The organism is Flexivirga aerilata (assembly GCF_013002715.1).
Taxonomy (GTDB): Bacteria; Actinomycetota; Actinomycetes; order Actinomycetales; family Dermatophilaceae; genus Flexivirga; species Flexivirga aerilata.
Window position 1 is genome coordinate 351,799 of sequence record NZ_JABENB010000002.1, and the last position, 17,028, is coordinate 368,826.

At 68.6% G+C, this 17,028-nt stretch carries 16 protein-coding genes and 2 tRNA genes; 14 read left to right on the forward strand and 4 right to left on the reverse strand.

Annotated elements, in window-relative coordinates; translation table 11 throughout:
* Nucleotides 1-2 precede the first annotated feature (2 nt).
* Nucleotides 3-812 carry a hypothetical protein gene (locus tag HJ588_RS13490; protein WP_171156395.1) on the reverse strand — a complete coding sequence of 270 codons (810 nt, stop codon included), beginning with the start codon at nt 810-812 and terminating at the stop codon, nt 3-5.
* A gap of 34 nt (nt 813-846) precedes the next feature.
* On the opposite strand from HJ588_RS13490, the gene HJ588_RS13495 reads away from it, so the two are divergent.
* On the forward strand, nt 847-2,088 hold the full coding sequence (locus HJ588_RS13495; RefSeq protein WP_171156397.1) for a homogentisate 1,2-dioxygenase: 1,242 nt from the start codon (nt 847-849) through the stop codon (nt 2,086-2,088).
* A gap of 137 nt (nt 2,089-2,225) precedes the next feature.
* Nucleotides 2,226-4,058 carry a bifunctional metallophosphatase/5'-nucleotidase gene (locus tag HJ588_RS13500; RefSeq protein ID WP_171156399.1) on the forward strand — a complete coding sequence of 611 codons (1,833 nt, stop codon included), beginning with the start codon at nt 2,226-2,228 and terminating at the stop codon, nt 4,056-4,058.
* Here the strand turns inward: HJ588_RS13500 and HJ588_RS13505 are convergent.
* A complete protein-coding gene (locus tag HJ588_RS13505) occupies nt 4,051-4,626 on the reverse strand; it encodes an isochorismatase family protein (RefSeq protein ID WP_171156402.1) in 576 nt (191 codons plus the stop codon). The genes HJ588_RS13500 and HJ588_RS13505 overlap by 8 nt on opposite strands.
* Nucleotides 4,627-4,744: 118 nt before the next feature.
* Between HJ588_RS13505 and HJ588_RS13510 the strand changes: the two genes are divergently transcribed.
* From HJ588_RS13510 to HJ588_RS13535, 6 genes are read left to right on the forward strand one after another with little or no spacing between them, the layout of a single operon-like run.
* A complete protein-coding gene (locus tag HJ588_RS13510) occupies nt 4,745-6,283 on the forward strand; it encodes an amino acid permease (RefSeq protein WP_171156403.1) in 1,539 nt (512 codons plus the stop codon).
* Entirely contained in the window at nt 6,280-7,044 is a 765-nt protein-coding gene (locus tag HJ588_RS13515; protein ID WP_171156406.1) for a FadR/GntR family transcriptional regulator, read from the forward strand. The genes HJ588_RS13510 and HJ588_RS13515 overlap by 4 nt, the downstream gene beginning before the upstream one ends.
* A complete protein-coding gene (locus HJ588_RS13520) occupies nt 7,041-8,387 on the forward strand; it encodes a glutamine synthetase family protein (RefSeq protein WP_171156408.1) in 1,347 nt (448 codons plus the stop codon). Before HJ588_RS13515 ends, HJ588_RS13520 begins: the two co-directional genes overlap by 4 nt.
* Nucleotides 8,384-9,751, forward strand: a complete 1,368-nt coding sequence (locus HJ588_RS13525; protein ID WP_171156409.1) for an aldehyde dehydrogenase family protein — start codon at nt 8,384-8,386, stop codon at nt 9,749-9,751. Before HJ588_RS13520 ends, HJ588_RS13525 begins: the two co-directional genes overlap by 4 nt.
* 28 nt (nt 9,752-9,779) lie before the next feature.
* The gene (locus tag HJ588_RS13530) at nt 9,780-10,547 is read left to right on the forward strand and encodes a 3-oxoacyl-ACP reductase (protein WP_171156411.1); all 768 of its coding nucleotides are present in this window, start codon (nt 9,780-9,782) and stop codon (nt 10,545-10,547) included.
* Nucleotides 10,547-11,248, forward strand: a complete 702-nt coding sequence (locus tag HJ588_RS13535) for a gamma-glutamyl-gamma-aminobutyrate hydrolase family protein (protein WP_171156413.1) — start codon at nt 10,547-10,549, stop codon at nt 11,246-11,248. Before HJ588_RS13530 ends, HJ588_RS13535 begins: the two co-directional genes overlap by 1 nt.
* Before the next feature lie 120 nt (nt 11,249-11,368).
* Here HJ588_RS13535 and HJ588_RS13540 read toward each other — a convergent pair whose 3' ends face one another.
* Together HJ588_RS13540 and HJ588_RS13545 are read right to left on the reverse strand one after the other, a co-directional pair.
* The gene (locus tag HJ588_RS13540) at nt 11,369-11,878 is read right to left on the reverse strand and encodes a GNAT family N-acetyltransferase (protein ID WP_171156415.1); all 510 of its coding nucleotides are present in this window, start codon (nt 11,876-11,878) and stop codon (nt 11,369-11,371) included.
* A gap of 161 nt (nt 11,879-12,039) precedes the next feature.
* Nucleotides 12,040-13,344 (reverse strand): nicotinate phosphoribosyltransferase, encoded by a 1,305-nt coding sequence (locus HJ588_RS13545; RefSeq protein WP_171156417.1) that lies wholly within the window; start codon nt 13,342-13,344, stop codon nt 12,040-12,042.
* A 79-nt stretch (nt 13,345-13,423) separates the two neighbouring features.
* On the opposite strand from HJ588_RS13545, the gene clpS reads away from it, so the two are divergent.
* From clpS to HJ588_RS13575, 6 genes are all read left to right on the forward strand, one after another.
* The gene (gene clpS, locus HJ588_RS19515; RefSeq protein ID WP_343036724.1) at nt 13,424-13,726 is read left to right on the forward strand and encodes an ATP-dependent Clp protease adapter ClpS; all 303 of its coding nucleotides are present in this window, start codon (nt 13,424-13,426) and stop codon (nt 13,724-13,726) included.
* Between the two features lies 1 nt (nt 13,727).
* Nucleotides 13,728-14,306 carry a DUF2017 domain-containing protein gene (locus HJ588_RS13555; protein ID WP_343036725.1) on the forward strand — a complete coding sequence of 193 codons (579 nt, stop codon included), beginning with the start codon at nt 13,728-13,730 and terminating at the stop codon, nt 14,304-14,306.
* A 59-nt stretch (nt 14,307-14,365) separates the two neighbouring features.
* Nucleotides 14,366-15,895 carry a glutamate--tRNA ligase gene (gene gltX, locus HJ588_RS13560; protein WP_171156421.1) on the forward strand — a complete coding sequence of 510 codons (1,530 nt, stop codon included), beginning with the start codon at nt 14,366-14,368 and terminating at the stop codon, nt 15,893-15,895.
* Nucleotides 15,896-15,897: 2 nt separating this feature from the next.
* A complete protein-coding gene (locus HJ588_RS13565) occupies nt 15,898-16,683 on the forward strand; it encodes an HAD-IA family hydrolase (RefSeq protein WP_171156423.1) in 786 nt (261 codons plus the stop codon).
* Nucleotides 16,684-16,742: 59 nt separating this feature from the next.
* Nucleotides 16,743-16,817 (forward strand) — tRNA-Gln (locus HJ588_RS13570).
* Nucleotides 16,818-16,879: 62 nt separating this feature from the next.
* Nucleotides 16,880-16,952 (forward strand) — tRNA-Glu (locus HJ588_RS13575).
* Nucleotides 16,953-17,028: the final 76 nt, after the last annotated feature.

Below are 17,028 nucleotides of genomic sequence, written 5' to 3' on the forward strand. Positions count from 1 at the left end.
CCTCAGATCAGGCCGAGCGTGGTCAGGTCGTCGATGGGGTCGAGCACATTGCAGCACCCGAAGCTACTGAAGCTGTTGCGGGTGGTCACCGCGCGCGCCTCGGAGAAGCCGGCGAGTGCGGCGGTGATCGCCTCGGTGTCGCGGCTGTCGAGCAGCGCGGCCGGATCTCCTTCGCGCAGAGCGGCGTCCGTGGCGAGCAGCACGTTGAGGAAGCCGAACTGGTCCTCTGCGCCGTGGCCGGTCGTCACGGTGGTCGAGATCGCGTGGTGCAGGCCGCCGGTCAGTTTGAAGGCCAGGCCCGCGTGCACACACCCGGTGATGAAGGCCGCGAGATCGTCGGTGGACGGGACCGTGTTGCTCGCGGTGGCACCGGTGCGCAGCTTGGCGACGACCTCCTCGCGCGGGCCGGCGAGGTCGGCGAGCAGTCCCAGCCCGATCGAGCCGGCCGGCACCTCGACCGCGATCGGCACCGACAGCTTGATCGCCTCCTGCCAGCCGTCGGCCGCCGGCACCTCGACCCCGGCGAGCGCGTGCGCCGGCGAGTCCGCGACCCGCGTCGCGGCGTCGATGACGTCGGTGATCGGGGTGCCCGCGCGTCCGACGACGGTGATCACCAGGCCGCCCGGATCGGCCAGCGCGTCGTCGACCAGTGCCGGCGGCAGCAGTAGCGGCCCGACGAAGTCCGACGCAGGGGTGCCGCGCCGCCCGGCTCGTCGCTCGATAGCCTCGTCGAGCGGGAAGTTACCCGGTGGGAAGACGGCAGCGTCGTCGATCAGCTGAGTGAAGAGTGCTCGCGTGGGCAGACTCGGCATGGTGGCCACCGTAACGAAGTCAGGAGTGGGAACAATGGCGTTCTACCGAGCGATGGGCCAGTTGCCGCGGCAGCGGCACACCGCGCTGCGCACCTCCGAGGGTGGCGTGTTCTACGAGGAGCTCATGGGGGAGGAGGGCTTCTCCAGCGATTCCTCGCTGCTCTACCACCGGGGTCTGCCGTCGGCGATCTCGGACGCGAAACCGTGGGAGTTCGCGCGGGCGCTGGACACCGAGCCCAATCATCCACTGCTTCCGCGTCACCTGAAGCTGCACGATCTCTTCCCCGAGGGCGAGACCGGCGTCGACGTCGTGAAGGGCCGGCGGCTGGTGCTCGGCAACGGTGACGTGCGGCTGTCGTATGTCGTCGCCGACGCGCCAAGTCCCTGGTATCGCAACGGGATTGGCGACGAATGCCTGTATGTCGAACGCGGCGCCGCACGTGTCGAGACCGTCTTCGGCAGCTTCGACGTCGCCGAGGGCGACTACCTCATCGTGCCCCGCGCGACGACACATCGGTGGCTGCCGGTGACGAAGGGCGACGAGGGCTTCACCGAGCCGTTGCGGGTCTACGCCATCGAGGGCAACTCGCACATCAGCCCGCCCAAGCGCTACCTGTCGCGCTTCGGGCAGCTGCTGGAGCACTCGCCATACTGCGAACGCGACCTGCGCGGACCCCAGGGGCCGCTGCTCGCCGAGGACATCGGCGAGCAGGAGGGCGAGCCGACCGAGGTCTACGTCAAGCACCGGGGGACCGGTGCGGGCTCCAGCGGTGGCATCGTCGGCACGATCTACACCTACCCTTACCACCCGCTCGATGTCGTCGGCTGGGACGGCTGCCTCTACCCCTACGTGTTCAACGTCGCCGACTTCATGCCGATCACCGGCAAGGTGCACCAGCCGCCGCCGGTGCACCAGGTGTTCGAGGGCCACAACTTCGTGGTCTGCAACTTCGTGCCGCGCAAGGTCGACTACCACGAGGACTCGATCCCGGTGCCCTACTACCACTCCAACGTCGACAGCGACGAGGTGATGTTCTACGTCGACGGCGATTACGAGGCCCGCAAGGGCTCCGGCATCGGCAAGGGCTCGGTGTCGCTGCACCCGGGTGGCCACGCCCACGGCCCACAGCCCGGTGCCTACGAAAACTCCATCGGGGTCACCGAATTCGACGAACTCGCCGTCATGGTCGACACCTTCCGCCCGCTCGAGCTGGGCGAGGGCGGCCGTGCCGTCGACGACGGCAAGTATGCGTGGAGCTGGGTCGGCGGACGCTGAGGCGACCGGCCGGGTTGAGGGCGGATGAACGTTGGCCGAACCTGTGGCCCGGTTCGGGCGCCGGGGCGGCCGCCGCCCGCTAGCGTGGACCGGCCGCCACGAGCGGCGTTCCGTCCCATGTGCTCGAGGAGCAAAACATGTCGCACCCCGTCATCCGCACGTCCGCCAGCCGCCGTCAGTTGCTGGCGATGACCGTCATCGGTGGAGCCGGCCTCGCCGGCCTGGCCTCGGCGCCGGCCGCCGACGCGAAGCCCGGCGGGAAGGGGCTGCGGCTGACCGTGCTCGGCACCACCGACCTGCACGGCAACGTCCTCAACTGGGACTACTTCAAGAACGCCGAGTATGACGACGCGAAGCACAACGACGTCGGCGCCGCCAAGTGCGCGACCCTCATCAAGGCGGTCCGTGCCGAGCGCGGCGCCGACACCTGCATCACCCTCGACGCGGGCGACACCATCCAGGGCACGCCGCTGGCCTACTACTTCGCCAAGATCGAGCCGATCAGCGCGACCGTGAAACACCCGATGGCGTTGGCGATGAACGAGATCGGGTATGACGCTGCCGCCCTCGGCAACCACGAGTTCAACTACGGCCTGGACATCCTGCGCACCTTCGAGAGCCAGCTCGACCACCCGCTGCTCGGGGCCAACGCCCTCGACTGGCACTCCGGCGAGGCGGTCTTCCCGTCATACACGCTGAAGACGGTGCAGGTGCCCGGCAACAAGCCGGTGACCGTCGGCATCGTCGGCCTCGTCACCCCGGGCGTGGCGATCTGGGACAAGGCCAACGTGGACGGCAAGGTGAAGTTCAACGGCATCGTCGAACAGGCGAAGATCGTCATCCCCGAGGTCAAGCGGCGCGGCGCGGACATCGTCGTCGTGTCCTGCCACTCCGGCATGGACACCTCGTCGTCCTACGGCGACGCTCTGCCCTACCCGGAGAACGCGAGCACCCTTCTGGCGCAACAGGTCCCGGGCATCGACGCGATCCTCGTCGGTCACGCGCACCAGGAGATCCCGCAGCGCTACGTGACCAACGACAAGACCGGCAAGCAGGTGCTGCTGTCGGAGCCGCTGTGCTGGGGCGAGCGCGTGACCGTCATGGACCTCGACCTGGAGAAGGTGCGCGGGCAATGGCAGGTGAGCAGTGCGACCGCCACGCTGCTCAACTCCAACACCGTCCCCGAGGACCCGGCGGTTGCCGCGCTGCTGCGCCCGCAGCACCAGAAGGTCCTGTCCTACGTCAACGGCGTCATCGGCACCTGCACCCAGGAGATGACGGGAGCCCGTGCGGTTGTTGAGGATTCGGCTGCCGTCGACCTGATCAACCTGGTGCAGGCGCAGGCGGTCAAGGCGGGCCTCGTCGGCACTGCCGACGAGAAGACGCCGGTGCTGTCGATCGCGGCGCCGTTCAGCCGGACCGCGTCGATCCCCAAGGGCGAGGTGACCGTGCGCGACGTCGCGGGCCTCTACATCTACGACAACACGTTGCTCGGCATCAAGTTCACCGGCGCCCAGGTGAAGGCCTACCTGGAGACGTCCGCGCAGTACTTCAAGCAGGTGAGCGGGACTGGCCCGTTCACCATCGACCAGCTCACCAACGCGGTCACGCCGACCGCACCGCGGGGCACGCCGGACTACAACTACGACGTCATGGGCGGCCTCGACGCGCCGCTCACCTACGACATCGACGTCAGCGCCGCCCCGGGCAGCCGCATCAAGAACCTGGCGTATGCCGGGAAGCCGGTCGCCGACGGCGACAGCTTCGTGATCGCGATCAACAACTACCGCCAGTCCGGCGGCGGTGGCTTCCCGGGGGTGACGACCGCACCGGTGGTTTACAACCGGCAGAACGAGATTCGGCAGTTGATCATCGACTGGGTGACCGCCAACAAGGTGATCGACCCGCCGACGTTCCACACGATCAACTGGCGTCTGGTGTCGGGCAGCACCCCAATCACGATCAGCTGACGTCGGACCGGACGGCCACTCCCGCGGCGCGTAGCTCCTCGAGTGCGGCAGACGTCGACTCGGGGGCCACGCCGGCGGTGAGGCCGTCCAGCACGGTCGTGCTGAAGCCCGCCCCGGCGGCGTCCAGCGCGGTCGCCCGCACGCAGTAGTCGGTCGCGATCCCGACGACGTCGACCGTGTCGACGTCATGGTCGCGCAACCAGTCGGTGAGCTTTTCGCCGTCCTCGGTCGCGCCCTCGAACCCGCTGTATGCGGCTTCGTACTGTCCCTTGCGGAAGATCGCCGCGGCCCGCGCGATCGCCGGCTGCACCTCGGAGCGGAAGTCCGCCCCAGGCGTGCCGACCTTGCAGTGCACCGGCCAGCTGTGCTGGAAGTCGGGGTTGTCCGACCAGTGATCGCCCGGGTCGATGTGCCAGTCGGCCGTGGCCACGATCTGGTCGTATGCCGGGTCGTCGCCCGCGACATACGCATTGATCCGCTCGGCGACCTCGATCCCGCCGTTGACAGCGAGCGAGCCGCCCTCACAGAAGTCGTTCTGCACGTCCACGATCACCAGTGCGCGAGCCATGCCCGGAGCATACGGCGATGATCGAGGATTCACCATAATGGACCACAACTAGCCCATTGACGTACCCGCGGGTCCGGTGTTTGATCAGCGCAGCGCTCAGCCACCACGGAGGTTTGCCATGACCGACACTCGCGAGGGCAACGACGAGGACCTGCTCGCCGAACTCGGCTACAAGCAGGAACTGCACCGCGGCATGTCCGCCTTCTCCAACTTCGCCGTGTCGTTCTCGATCATCTCGGTGCTCGCTGGCTGCATCACGACCTACTACCTGGCGATGGACGGCGGCGGTCCGGTCGCGATCACCCTGGGCTGGCCGCTGTGCTCGATCATGGTGCTCTGCGTCGCGATGGCGATGGCCGAGATCTGCTCGGTCTATCCCACGTCGGGCGGTCTCTACTTCTGGGCAGGCCGGCTTGCGCGCACGCGGAAGCGCGAATGGGCTTGGTACACAGGGTGGTTCAACTTTCTCGGTGAGGTCGGAGTCACCGCGTCGGTCGACTACGGCGCAGCCGTGACGTGGATGGCCTTCGCCAACGAGGTGTGGGGCACTGAGGTCACCATCCGCAAGACGTTTGTCCTCTTCCTGGTCTTCATCGTCGCGCACGGATTGCTCAACACGTTCGGTGTCAACGTCGTGAAGGTGCTCTCGTCGGTCAGCGCGTGGTGGCACCTGGTCGGCGTCGCCTTCATCGTCGCGGTGCTGGCGTTCGTGCCGGATCGGCACCAGTCGGTGCACGACACGTTCCTGAAGTTCAACAACGGCCTCGGCTTCACCGACGGCATCTTCGCGACCTCCATCTACGCATTCTTCATTGGTCTGCTGATGGCGCAATACACCTTGACGGGGTATGACGCGTCGGCTCACCTCGCCGAAGAGACCCACGACGCGAGCAGAGAGGCGCCCAAGGGCATCGTGCGGTCGGTCTGGGTGTCGGCGATCGCCGGCTGGGTGTTGCTCATCGCGGTCACCGCCGCGATCCAGAACTTCTCCGCCGAGCGGGAGACCGCCACCGGGCTGCCGCCCGCCCAGATCTTCATCGATGCCGCCGGCCACTCGCTCGGCCTGACGCTGCTGTTCATCTGCGGGGTCGCGCAGTTCTTCTGCGGTATGGCGTGTGTGACGTCCAACTCGCGGATGTCCTATGCGTTCTCCCGCGACGGCGCCCTGCCCGGGTCCTCCCTGTGGGCGCGGGTCAACCCGCGCACCGGGACGCCCACCAACTCGATCTGGTTCTGTGTGGCGTGCTCGGTGGTGCTGACACTGCCGGCGCTGTGGAGCACTACGGCGTTCTTCGCGGTGGTGTCGATCGCCGTCATCGGCCTCTACATCGCCTACACCGTGCCGATCTTCCTGCGGCGCATCAACCGGGATTTCGTGCCAGGACGCTGGCAACTCGGACGCTGGTCGGCACCGATCGGCTGGATCGCGGTGGTGTGGGTGATCTTCATCGTGGTCATGTTCATGCTGCCGCAGTACTACCCGGGCACGATCGGGTCCGACACCTTCAACTACGCCCCGGTCGCGGTCATCGTCGTGCTGGTCTTCGCGACCGGCATGTGGATCGTGTCGGGCCGCAAACACTTCATGCGTGACGTGCCGCCGGGCCACGAGACCAAGGCGGCGGACGAGATCTTCGAGGAGCGCGATCCGGCATGAACCAGGCGACGAGCCCGCCACTGGCCGAGTTGGTGCTGCAGCCGACGGGAGCCAACATCTTCGAGGCGACGGTGCGTCAGCTGGCGACCGCGATCCGGCTGGGTGTCTTTCCCGACGGACAGCAACTGCCGCCGGAGCGTGACCTCGCCGAACAGCTCAAGGTCAGCAGGATGACCTTGCGCGAGGCGATCAGCGCCCTGCGCGACGCCGGGCTGGTGCGCACCACCCGCGGTCGCGGGGGCGGCACCGTCGTCACGTATGACGGGACGTCCGCCGCGGCGGTCGACCGCCCGGACGCCACCACCCCACGTCGCCTGGAGGACGTGCTCGGTTTCCGGCAGGTGGTGGAGCCGGGCGCGGCGGCGCTGGCGGCAGGCCGAGCGCTCGATGCGCAACAACGCGCCTGGCTGGTCGACTCGGCGCGCGAGTGCGCGGCCGCGGTGGGCTCACCGGCATACCGGGTCGCCGACTCCCGCCTGCACCTGGCGATCGCCGCCGTGTGCGGAAGCCAGATGCTGGTCGACGCGGTCACTCAGGCGCAGGTGGCCGTCGGTGAGTTGCTCGGTCAGATCCCCGTGCTGCCGTTGAACATTCGCCACTCGGAGGAGCAGCACCACACGATCGTGCAGGCGATCCTCGGCGGCGATGCCGGCGCAGCGAAGGCTGCGATGCAGGAGCACTGCGACGCCACCGGCGAGTTGCTGCACGGTCTGGTCGGCTCGCGACATCACACCGACGTGCCCGTCGAAGGAGAATCATGAGCGGCCTGACTGTCGACGAGCTCCGTGCCGCGGTCGACGCAGACACGATCGACACGGTGATCGTCGCGTTCACCGACATGCAGGGGCGGCTGCAGGGCAAGCGACTGCACGCCCGCTACTTCCTCGACTACGCGCTCGCCGAAGGTGTCGAGGGCTGCAACTATCTGCTGGCGGTCGATGTCGACATGAACACCGTTGACGGCTATGAGATTTCGTCCTGGAAGACCGGCTACGGCGACTTCCAGCTGGAGCTGGACCTCTCGACCCTCCGGCACACGCCAGGCGATCATCGGTCGGCGACCGTGCAGTGCGACCTCGCGTGGCTGGACGGGAATGGACCTGTCCGGCAGTCGCCGCGCACCGTGCTCAGCGGGCAGGTCGACCGCGCCGCCGGACAGGGATGGGCGGCACTCGCCGGGACCGAGCTGGAGCTCATGGTGTTCGACGACAGTTACGAGAATGCTTGGGACAAGCGCTATCTCGGCCTCACACCGGCAAACCGCTACAACATCGACTACTCGATCCTCGGGGGAGCACGCGTCGAGCCGCTGCTGCGCGAGATCCGGGTCGAGATGGACCGGGCCGGCCTCACGGTGGAGGGCGCGAAGGGCGAGTGCAACTACGGCCAGCACGAGGTGGGCTTCCGTTATGACGAGGTGATCCGCACCTGCGACAACCACGTCATCTACAAGGAAGGCGCCAAGGAGATCGCGGCGCGGCACGGCAAGTCGCTCACCTTCATGGCCAAGTATGACGAGCGAGAGGGCAACAGCTGCCACATCCACCTGTCATTGCGCGGCACGGACGGCACGCCGGTCTTCGCCGACGACTCACGGGACGGCGGGCGCAGTGCTCTCTTCGACCATTTCCTCGCCGCGCTGCGCGAGTTCAGTCTCTTCTACGCGCCGAACATCAACTCCTACAAGCGGTTTGCCGGTAACTCCTTCGCGCCGACCGCAGTGGCGTGGGGCACGGACAACCGCACCTGCGCGCTGCGCGTGGTCGGACACGGCGCGGGCCTCCGGGTCGAGAACCGCCTGCCGGGCGGCGACGTGAACCCCTATCTCGCGGTCGCCGCCATGCTGGCCGGCGGACTCCATGGCATCGAGCAGGAGCTGGCGCTGGAGCCGGCCTTCGTCGGCAACGCCTACGAGAGCGACAAGCCCAAGGTGCCGGCCACCCTTGCCGAAGCGCGGCAGTTGCTGCTCGACTCGCGGCTCGCCCGCGACACCTTCGGCGACGACGTCGTCGAGCACTACGCGCGCAACGCGGAGGTCGAGATCGAGGCCTTCGGCGCTGCCGTGACCGACTGGGAACGAGTGAGAGGATTCGAACGACTGTGACGGCGTACGACGTGGTCGATCCGGCAACCGCCAAGCCGATCAGCACGGTGGAGCTCGCCGACCTCGGTGCGACCGACGCCGCGATCGAACGCGCCGCGCGGGCGGCGCCGGCGTGGCGTGACGTCGCACCCGCCGACCGCGCCCGACTTCTGCGGTCGTTCGCACGGGTCGTCGACGAACACCTCGAAGAACTCGCGCAGCTCGAAGTGCGCAACGCCGGGCACGTCATCGGCAACGCCCGGTGGGAGGCCGGCAATGTCCGGGACGTCCTCGACTACTACGCCGGAGCGCCGGAACGGTTGTGCGGCAAGCAGATTCCGGTCGCCGGCGGAGTCGACATCACCTTCCACGAACCACTCGGAGTGGTCGGCATCATCGTGCCGTGGAACTTCCCGATGCCGATCGCCGGGTGGGGGATGGCGCCGGCCCTCGCCGCCGGGAACACGGTCGTGCTCAAACCCGCCGAGCTCACCCCACTCAGCGCGATGCGGCTCGGTGAGCTGGCGCTGGAGGCAGGCCTGCCGCCGGACGTGTTGACCGTCGTGCCCGGTGCGGGAGACGTGGTGGGGCACCGGTTCGTCACCCATCCGCTCGTGCGGAAGGTGGTCTTCACCGGATCGACGCGGGTCGGCAAACAGATCATGGCGCAGGCGGCGGACGACCTGACGAGAGTGACGCTCGAACTCGGCGGCAAGAGTGCCAACATCGTCTTCGCCGACGCCGACCTCGAGAAGGCGGCCGCTGCGGCTCCCGGCGCGGTGTTCGACAACGCCGGGCAGGATTGCTGTGCCCGCAGCCGGATCCTGGTGCAGCGTAAGGCATTCGACCGGTTCATGGAGCTGCTCGAGCCGGCCGTCCGTTCGTTCCGGGTCGGGGAGCCGGGCGCGGACGACACGCAGATGGGTCCGTTGATCAGTGACGGGCAACGTTCTCGCGTCAGGGGATTCGTGGAGGAGGCCGACGTCGACGTTGCGTTCCGCGGCGACGCCCCGGACGGCGACGGTTTCTGGTATCCGCCCACGGTCGTCCTGCCGCGAGCAACGACGGACCCGGTGTGGCACGAGGAGGTCTTCGGGCCGGTGGTCGGGGTGCTGCCGTTCGACGACGAGGCGGACGCGATCCGCATGGCCAACGACACGGCATACGGGCTGTCGGGGTCGATCTGGACCCGCGACGTCGGCCGCGCCCTGCGGGTCGCGCGCGGGGTCGAGGCCGGCAATCTCGCGGTCAACAGCAACTCGGCGGTCCGCTACGCCACCCCGTTCGGTGGCTTCAAGGGATCCGGCCTCGGCCGAGAGCTGGGCCCGGACGCGCTCGACGAGTTCACCGAGGTGAAGAACGTCTTCATCTCGACCGATGACTGAACGGCTTGAGGAACAAGGAGATTCAGCGATGACAGGACGGCTCGACGGCAAGACGGCGGTGGTGACCGGTGGGTGTTCCGGCATCGGCCTCGCAACGGTGCGGCGGTTTGCCGAAGAGGGCGCCCGCGTCGTCATCGGCGATGTCGACGACGACAGCGGCAAGCAGGTCGCCGACGAGGTCGACGGCCTCTTCGTGCACTGCGATGTCACCGACAAGGCCGAGGTCGATGCGCTCTTCGCTGCGGCGAAGAGCGCGTTCGGCAGCGTCGACGTCGCGTTCAACAACGCCGGCATCTCGCCGCCCGAGGACGATTCGATCCTCACCACCGAGCTCGAGGCGTGGCGCAAGGTGCAGGAGGTCAACCTCACCAGCGTCTACCTGTGCTGCAAGGCCGCACTGCCCTACATGATCGAGCAGCAGCACGGCTCGATCATCAACACGGCATCCTTCGTCGCGGTGCTGGGTGCGGCGACCTCGCAGATCTCCTACACGGCCAGCAAGGGCGGGGTGCTCGCCCTGTCGAGGGAGCTCGGGGTGCAGTTCGCCCGCGAGGGCGTGCGGGTCAATGCGGTGTGCCCCGGACCGGTGAATACCCCTTTGTTGCAAGAGCTTTTCGCCAAAGACCCGGAGCGGGCGCAACGCCGCCTGGTGCACGTGCCGGTCGGGCGCTTCGGCGAGCCCGAGGAGATCGCCAACGCGGTCGTCTTCCTCGCGTCGGACGAGTCGAGCTTCGTCACGGCCACCGACTTCATGGTCGACGGGGGCATCTCGGCCGCCTACGTCACGCCGTTGTGATGGCTGCCGTCGTCGGGATCACCGCCTACGCGGAGCCGATCACCCGCGGGTTCTGGCCGACCGAACGGGCGACGTTCGTGACCCAGCCCTACATCGACAAGGTGTATGCCGCAGGCGGGCTCCCGCTCGTCGTGCCGCCTCGGGTGGGGAACGGCGCCGACTGGGCGCATGCGGTGCTCGATCGGCTCGACGCGCTGATCATCGGTGGCGGAGCCGACCTCGATCCGCAGCACTACCAGGCGGACCCGCACCCGCTCGTGCAGGAATACCGACCCGATCGCGACGACAGCGAACTGGCACTGGTGCGCGCCGCGGTGGAGCGGGACCTCCCGCTGCTCGGCATCTGTCGTGGCATGCAGGTGATGGCGGTCGCGGCCGGCGGCTCGCTCGACCAACATGTGCCGGATCGTGTTGGCCACTATCGACATTCGCCGACAGTGGGTCAGTTCGGCAGCCACCCGGTGCGCACTCGCAGCGAGACCCGGTTGCGTGCGTTGCTCGGCGAGCACCTCAGCTGTCCGACCTATCACCACCAGAGCGTGCTCACCCACCCGTCATACGAGCCGGCGGCGGATGCCGACGACGGTGTGCTGGAAGCGATCGAGGCGCCCGACGCCCGATGGCGCTTCGGGGTGCAGTGGCACCCGGAGGTCGGTGAGGACCCGCGACTGTTCGACGCGTTGGTCGCGGCAGCCCGCTGAGCCGATCGGCACCGTCGCGCAAGCCGCCGACGTGCGCCGAGGTAGCAGTCGCTGCCGTTCTGGCCGCGGCGAAGCGACCTCAGGTGCTACCTCGGCGTGGTTGGGGATGATCAAGGATGATCAGGGCAGTTCGCGGCCCATCACCTGGCGCGCCGGATCGAGCAGGCCGAGCGTGCGCCAGCCGGCAGACCGATAGAGCCGCACTGCCGGGTCGGCCGGATCGCTCGTGGTGCCGAGCAGCGCTCGTCCGGTGAGCCCGTCGAGGAGCGCGTCGTGGAGGCGGCGTCCGAGCCCGCCACCGCGATGGCCGGGATCGACGGCGAGCTCGACGAACTCGAAGTGGTCGCCGATCCAGCCGCTCGTCGCCTCGGGCGGCAGCGTCCGCTCGACCAGGTCGCTCCAGAACTGGCCGCGCTGCCCGACATACCCCCACGCGAAGCCGGCCAGCGCGGTGTCCGCGGTGGCCGTCGCCAGCCGGAAGCCGTCGCGGGCACGATGCCGGTCGAACATCTGCTCGCGCCACGACTCGAAGCTCTCGGCGTCGCCGAACACCTCGTCGTAGAGGCGGAACACCGCAGGCGCCAGGGCCGCGGCGTCGGACGCGGTCAGCACGGCGATACGCGGGTTCACGAGATCGAGTCTGTCAGCGAGGTAGCAGTCGCGGTCGTGATGCGGGCTCACGAAGCGACCGGGAGTGCTACCTCGGCGAGGCGCTGGGTCTCGATACGCGGCTCGTTCCTCGCCGCTACTCGACCAGCAGGGGGTGGCCTACTCGACCAGCAGGCGGGGAGTCAGTCCTCGTAGACCGTCGGGATCACCGGCTCGCCGCGGGACATCTGGCGCGCGGTGGGCGGCAGCTCGTCGCGGGCGGAGGAGTGCAGCTTGCGGGCGTCGTCGAGGGTGCCGTGGAAGACCCGGTCGCCGTCCTTGACCAGCGGGACGAGCAGCTGGCGGTCGTCGCCGTCGTCCTCGGGGCGGGTGCCGATGCCGATCAGCTCGGCCTCGGCGGTGCCCCGCGCGTTGCGGCGGCGCAGGGCATATTTGCGGCCGCCGACGGAGGTCTTGTCCTTGCTCTTCTTGGCGACGCCCTGCATCTGGCCGGTGGAGTCCTCGCGGGCGACCAGCTTGTAGACCAATCCCGCTGTGGGAGCGCCGGATCCGGTCACCAACTGGGTGCCGACGCCGTAGCCGTCGACCGGGCCGGCCTGCAGCGCCGCGATCGCGAACTCGTCGAGATCGGACGTGACGACGATCTTGGTCTTGGTGGCGCCGAGGCTGTCGAGTTGGGCCCGCACCTCCCGCGCCTGTTGCAGCAGGTCGCCCGAGTCCAGGCGCACACCGCCGAGCTCGGTGCCCGCGACCTCCACGGCGAGCTTGACCGCGTTGGTCACGTCATAGGTGTCGACCAGCAACGTGGTGCCGACCCCGAGCGCGTCCACCTGCGACTGGAACGCGGCGCGTTCGTCGTCGTGCAGCAGCGTGAACGAGTGCGCCGACGTGCCGGTCGTCGGCACGCCGTAGCGGCGGCCGGCCTCCAGGTTGGAGGTGGTCGCGAAGCCGGCGATGTATGCCGCCCGGGCCGCCGCGACGGCCGCGTCCTCATGGGTACGACGAGAGCCCATCTCGATGCACGGCCGATCCTCCGCAGCTGCCGTCATACGGGAAGCCGCCGACGCGATCGCGCTGTCGTGGTTGAGGATCGACAGCACGAGCGTCTCCAGCACGACCCCCTCGGCGAAGGTGGACTCGACGATCAGCATCGGCGACCCGGGGAAGTAGACGTCGCCCTCGGCGTAGCCCCAGATGTCGCCGGTGAAGCGGTAGTCGGCCAGCCAGTCGAGTGTCGGCTCGTCCACCACGCCGCGCTCACGCAGGTCGGCGAGCTCGGCGTCGCCGAAGCGGAAGTCGGCCAGCGCGTCCAGCAGCCGGCCGGTGCCGGCGACCACGCCGTAGCGGCGCCCGTCGGGCAGCCGGCGCCCGAATGTCTCGAACACGCTGCGGCGGTGCGCCGTGCCGTCCTTGAGGGCGGCGCTGAGCATGGTCAGCTCGTACTGGTCGGTGAGCAGGGCGGTGGACACGCCCGGTGGTGTCGTCACCCGCGTCACTGTAGTTGTTCACCCGCCGAGGGCCGGGCAGCCTCGCGCGCCGGGCGGTCGGGTGCTTATCGTGGAGAGCGTGTCCGTTGCGCCCCCCGAGCATGCCTCGCCCGACGTCGAACTCGACACCGACGCCGAGCAACAGCTCGACCAGCCGTGGGTCACGATCGTCTGGAACGACCCGGTCAACCTGATGTCCTACGTCTCGTGGGTGTTCCAGAACTACTTCGGTTACTCGCAGGCCAAGGCCGAGAAGCTGATGATGAGCGTGCATCGCGACGGCAAGGCGGCCGTCTCCCACGGCCCCCGCGAACGCATGGAGACCGACACCGAGGCGATGCACGGCTACGGACTGTGGGCCACCTTCGAAAAGGACGTATGACGTGGCAACCCCCTTCAAACGCAAGGGTTCTCGCGTCGTGGCCAAGATGGCGCCCGAGGAACGCGAGGTGGTCAGCGAGCTGCTGACCCAGACCCGGCAGCTCGTCGCACCCGACGACGGCACGACCGGTGACCCGGTCGAGGACATGATGGCGTCGATCGGCCGCACGGCCGACCCCGACGAGCTCGCGTCCCGCGACCCGGCGCTGGCCCGACTGCTGCCGGACGGTCACCGGGAGGACGCCGAGGTCGCCTCGGAGTTCCGGTCGCTCACCGAGCACGGCCTGCGGCAGCGCAAGGCGGCCAACCTGTCCACCGCGATCACCGCCCTCGACACCACGCGCGGCGACAAGCTGGAGCTCGACCTCGGGCAGGCCCAGGCTCTGCTCATCGCGCTCACCGATGTGCGGCTGGCGCTGGGGGAGCGGCTGGAGCTGCGCACCGACGACGACGGCGACCGCCTGCAGCACGACATCGCCGAGGCCGGCGACGCGGTCGGGGAGGACCCGAGGTTGCTGACCGGGCTCTACTACGACTTCCTCACCTGGATGCAGGAGTCGCTCGCGCACGCGCTGCTGTAGGTGTCGCCGGTCCGTCCGTCGGCCCCCTCCGTCGCCGCACGGCTAGCATCGTGCCCATCATGAGCACCGCTACGCCCGCACCCGCCCGCAAGCCCCGCCTGCGCGTCGCGCCGTCGCCCACCGGCGACCCGCACGTCGGCACGGCATACGTCTCGATCTTCGACCTGGCGTTCGCCCGGCAGCAGGGTGGCAGCTTCATCCTGCGCATCGAGGACACCGACCGGACGCGGTTCCAGGCCGACAGCGAGCAGCAGCTCTACGACACGCTGCACTGGCTCGGGCTGGGCTGGGACGAGGGCCCCGACAAGGGCGGGCCGTTCGCGCCCTACAAGCAGTCCGAGCGGCTCGAGACCTACAAGCCGTATGCCGAGCAGCTGCTCGCCGACGGTCACGCCTACCTGTGCTGGTGCTCCAGCGAGCGCCTCGCCGAGATGCGCGAGATGCAGCAGAAGACCAAGCAGCCCACCGGCTACGACCGGATGTGCCTCGGCATGACGCGCGAAGAGCGCTCCAAACTCCCGGGATTCACCGAGACCCCGGTGGTGCGCATGCTGATCCCGGACGACGTGCCGCTGGAGTTCGACGACCTGATCATGGGCCGCACCAAGGCGCCGAAGCCGGACGACCAGGTGATCGTGAAGGCCGACGGCTACCCGACCTACCACCTGGCCGTCGTGGTCGACGACCACCTGATGGAGATCACGCACGTGGTGCGCGGGCAGGAGTGGATCTCGTCCACGCCCAAGCACCTGCTGCTCTTCACCTGGCTCGGCTGGCAGGCCCCGGAGTTTGCGCACATCCCGCTGCTGCGGGACGAGAAGAAGGCGAAGATCTCCAAGCGCAAGAGCCCGTGGGCCAAGCTCACCTGGTTCAAGGACGAGGGCTACGTGCCGGAAGCGCTCGTCAATTTCCTTGCGCTGCAAGGCCACCCGCCGATCATCGAGGACGATGCGTCCGAGCGGGAGGTCTTCAGCTTCGAGGAGTTCAGCAAGAATTTTGCCTGGCACAAGATCAACCCGGCGGGTGCGGTGTTCAACCTCGACAAACTCAACTGGCTCAACGCGCATTACATCCGCGAGTTGTCCGAGCAGGACCTCACGGCGCGGTTGCTGCCCTTCCTGCAGCGTGACGGCGTGCTCCCGGAGAACCCGTCGTTGCCGCAGTTCGGCCGGCTGGGCGCGATCGTGCCGCTGATCCAGACGCGCATCAACCTGCTGACCGAGGCCACCCCGCTGGTGGCACCGTTCTTCGTCGACGACGACAAGCTCGAGATAGCCGATGACGCGCGAAAGCAGTTGAAGGAGAGCGCTCCTCAGGTGCTGGATGCGGCGATCGCCGCGCTCGAGCCGATCAGCGGCGCCATCGGCAACCCGGACGGTTCCGGGCGCGAGTGGACCGCCGACCGCCTCGAGGAGGCGCTGCGCGCCGCGATCGTCGACGGCCTCGGCATCAAGCCGCGGCTGGCGTTCGGGCCCATCCGCACCGCGATCTCCGGGCAGCGCATCTCACCGCCGCTCTTCGAGTCGATGGAGATCCTCGGCAAGGCCTCCACGATGCGACGGCTGCAGGCGCTGCGCGACTCGCTGTGAGCGTGACGTTGGGCGTCCACGCGGTGTTGGTGGACATCGACGACACGCTGCTCGACACCACGGCGGCGATGATCGGCGCCGGCGAGGTGGCGATGGCCGCGGTCTGGCCGGACGAGTCGGACGTATGGCGGCAGGCCGCGGCCCGCCGCTTCCGCAGTGACCCCGGCGGCTTCTTCAAGCGCTACACCGCGGGCGAGCTCGACTTCGAGGAGATGCGCGCGGCACGCCTCGCCGAAGTCGCTGCGACACAAGGGCGTTCGCTGCCCGATGGCGCGATCGACAGCTACGAGACGGCGTTCCGGCCGGCCTTCCTGGCGCGTCAGCGGGTCTACGACGACGTGCTGCCGTTCCTCGACGCCTGCGCCGCGGCCGGCCTGCGCTTCGGCGCGTTGACCAATTCGTCGGCGGCGGCGACGCAGTCGAAGCTCGCGGCTCTCGGGCTCGAAGGGCGGCTGGGACCGGTCGTCACCCGGGACACGCTCGGCGTCGGCAAGCCGGACCCTGCGGTCTTCCGGCACGCCGTCGCCGCGCTCGGCAGCGACCCGTCGCGCACGGCATACATCGGCGACGAGTACGAAGCGGACGTGCTCGGCCCGGCCCGCGCCGGGCTGCAGCCGATCTGGCTGCGCCGGCCCCGTCATACCGAGGTCGGACAGGCGCCCGACGCCGCGATCCCGGACGCGCAGGCGCCGGGCGATGTGCCGTTGATCACGGGACTGGACCAGCTGCGGCCGACGCCCGACGGTGTGGCGGTGCTCGATTTGGGCCGGACGGCACCTGCCCGGTAAGGTTTCTCCTCGGTTCACCTCGCACGGCCGCTACCGGCAAGCGCGGAGTGATACCCCCTTGGGGTATGGTGTAATTGGCAGCACGACTGATTCTGGTTCAGTTAGTCTAGGTTCGAGTCCTGGTACCCCAGCCAATCGGTGAGCAATCACCCGATTGGGCAGAACGCACTGGAACCGGTAATGTTCTGCCAGCCGCGGCCCCATCGTATAGCGGCCTAGTACGCCGCCCTCTCACGGCGGTAACGCGGGTTCGAATCCCGCTGGGGTCACGTTTGAAAAAAGACGGCCCCCGATCCTTGTCCAAGGATCGGGGGCCGTTCTGCGTTGTGCACCCGGGTGCGATCA

Excerpts from the sequence above, each read along its gene's own strand:
- HJ588_RS13490 (WP_171156395.1), bottom strand. The coding sequence starts at position 812 with ATGCCGAGTCTGCCCACGCGAGCACTCTTCACTCAGCTGATCGACGAC.
- HJ588_RS13495 (WP_171156397.1), top strand. The coding sequence starts at position 847 with ATGGCGTTCTACCGAGCGATGGGCCAGTTGCCGCGGCAGCGGCACACC.
- HJ588_RS13500 (WP_171156399.1), top strand. The coding sequence starts at position 2,226 with ATGTCGCACCCCGTCATCCGCACGTCCGCCAGCCGCCGTCAGTTGCTG.
- HJ588_RS13505 (WP_171156402.1), bottom strand. The coding sequence starts at position 4,626 with ATGGCTCGCGCACTGGTGATCGTGGACGTGCAGAACGACTTCTGTGAG.
- HJ588_RS13510 (WP_171156403.1), top strand. The coding sequence starts at position 4,745 with ATGACCGACACTCGCGAGGGCAACGACGAGGACCTGCTCGCCGAACTC.
- HJ588_RS13515 (WP_171156406.1), top strand. The coding sequence starts at position 6,280 with ATGAACCAGGCGACGAGCCCGCCACTGGCCGAGTTGGTGCTGCAGCCG.
- HJ588_RS13520 (WP_171156408.1), top strand. The coding sequence starts at position 7,041 with ATGAGCGGCCTGACTGTCGACGAGCTCCGTGCCGCGGTCGACGCAGAC.
- HJ588_RS13530 (WP_171156411.1), top strand. The coding sequence starts at position 9,780 with ATGACAGGACGGCTCGACGGCAAGACGGCGGTGGTGACCGGTGGGTGT.
- HJ588_RS13535 (WP_171156413.1), top strand. The coding sequence starts at position 10,547 with ATGGCTGCCGTCGTCGGGATCACCGCCTACGCGGAGCCGATCACCCGC.
- gltX (WP_171156421.1), top strand. The coding sequence starts at position 14,366 with ATGAGCACCGCTACGCCCGCACCCGCCCGCAAGCCCCGCCTGCGCGTC.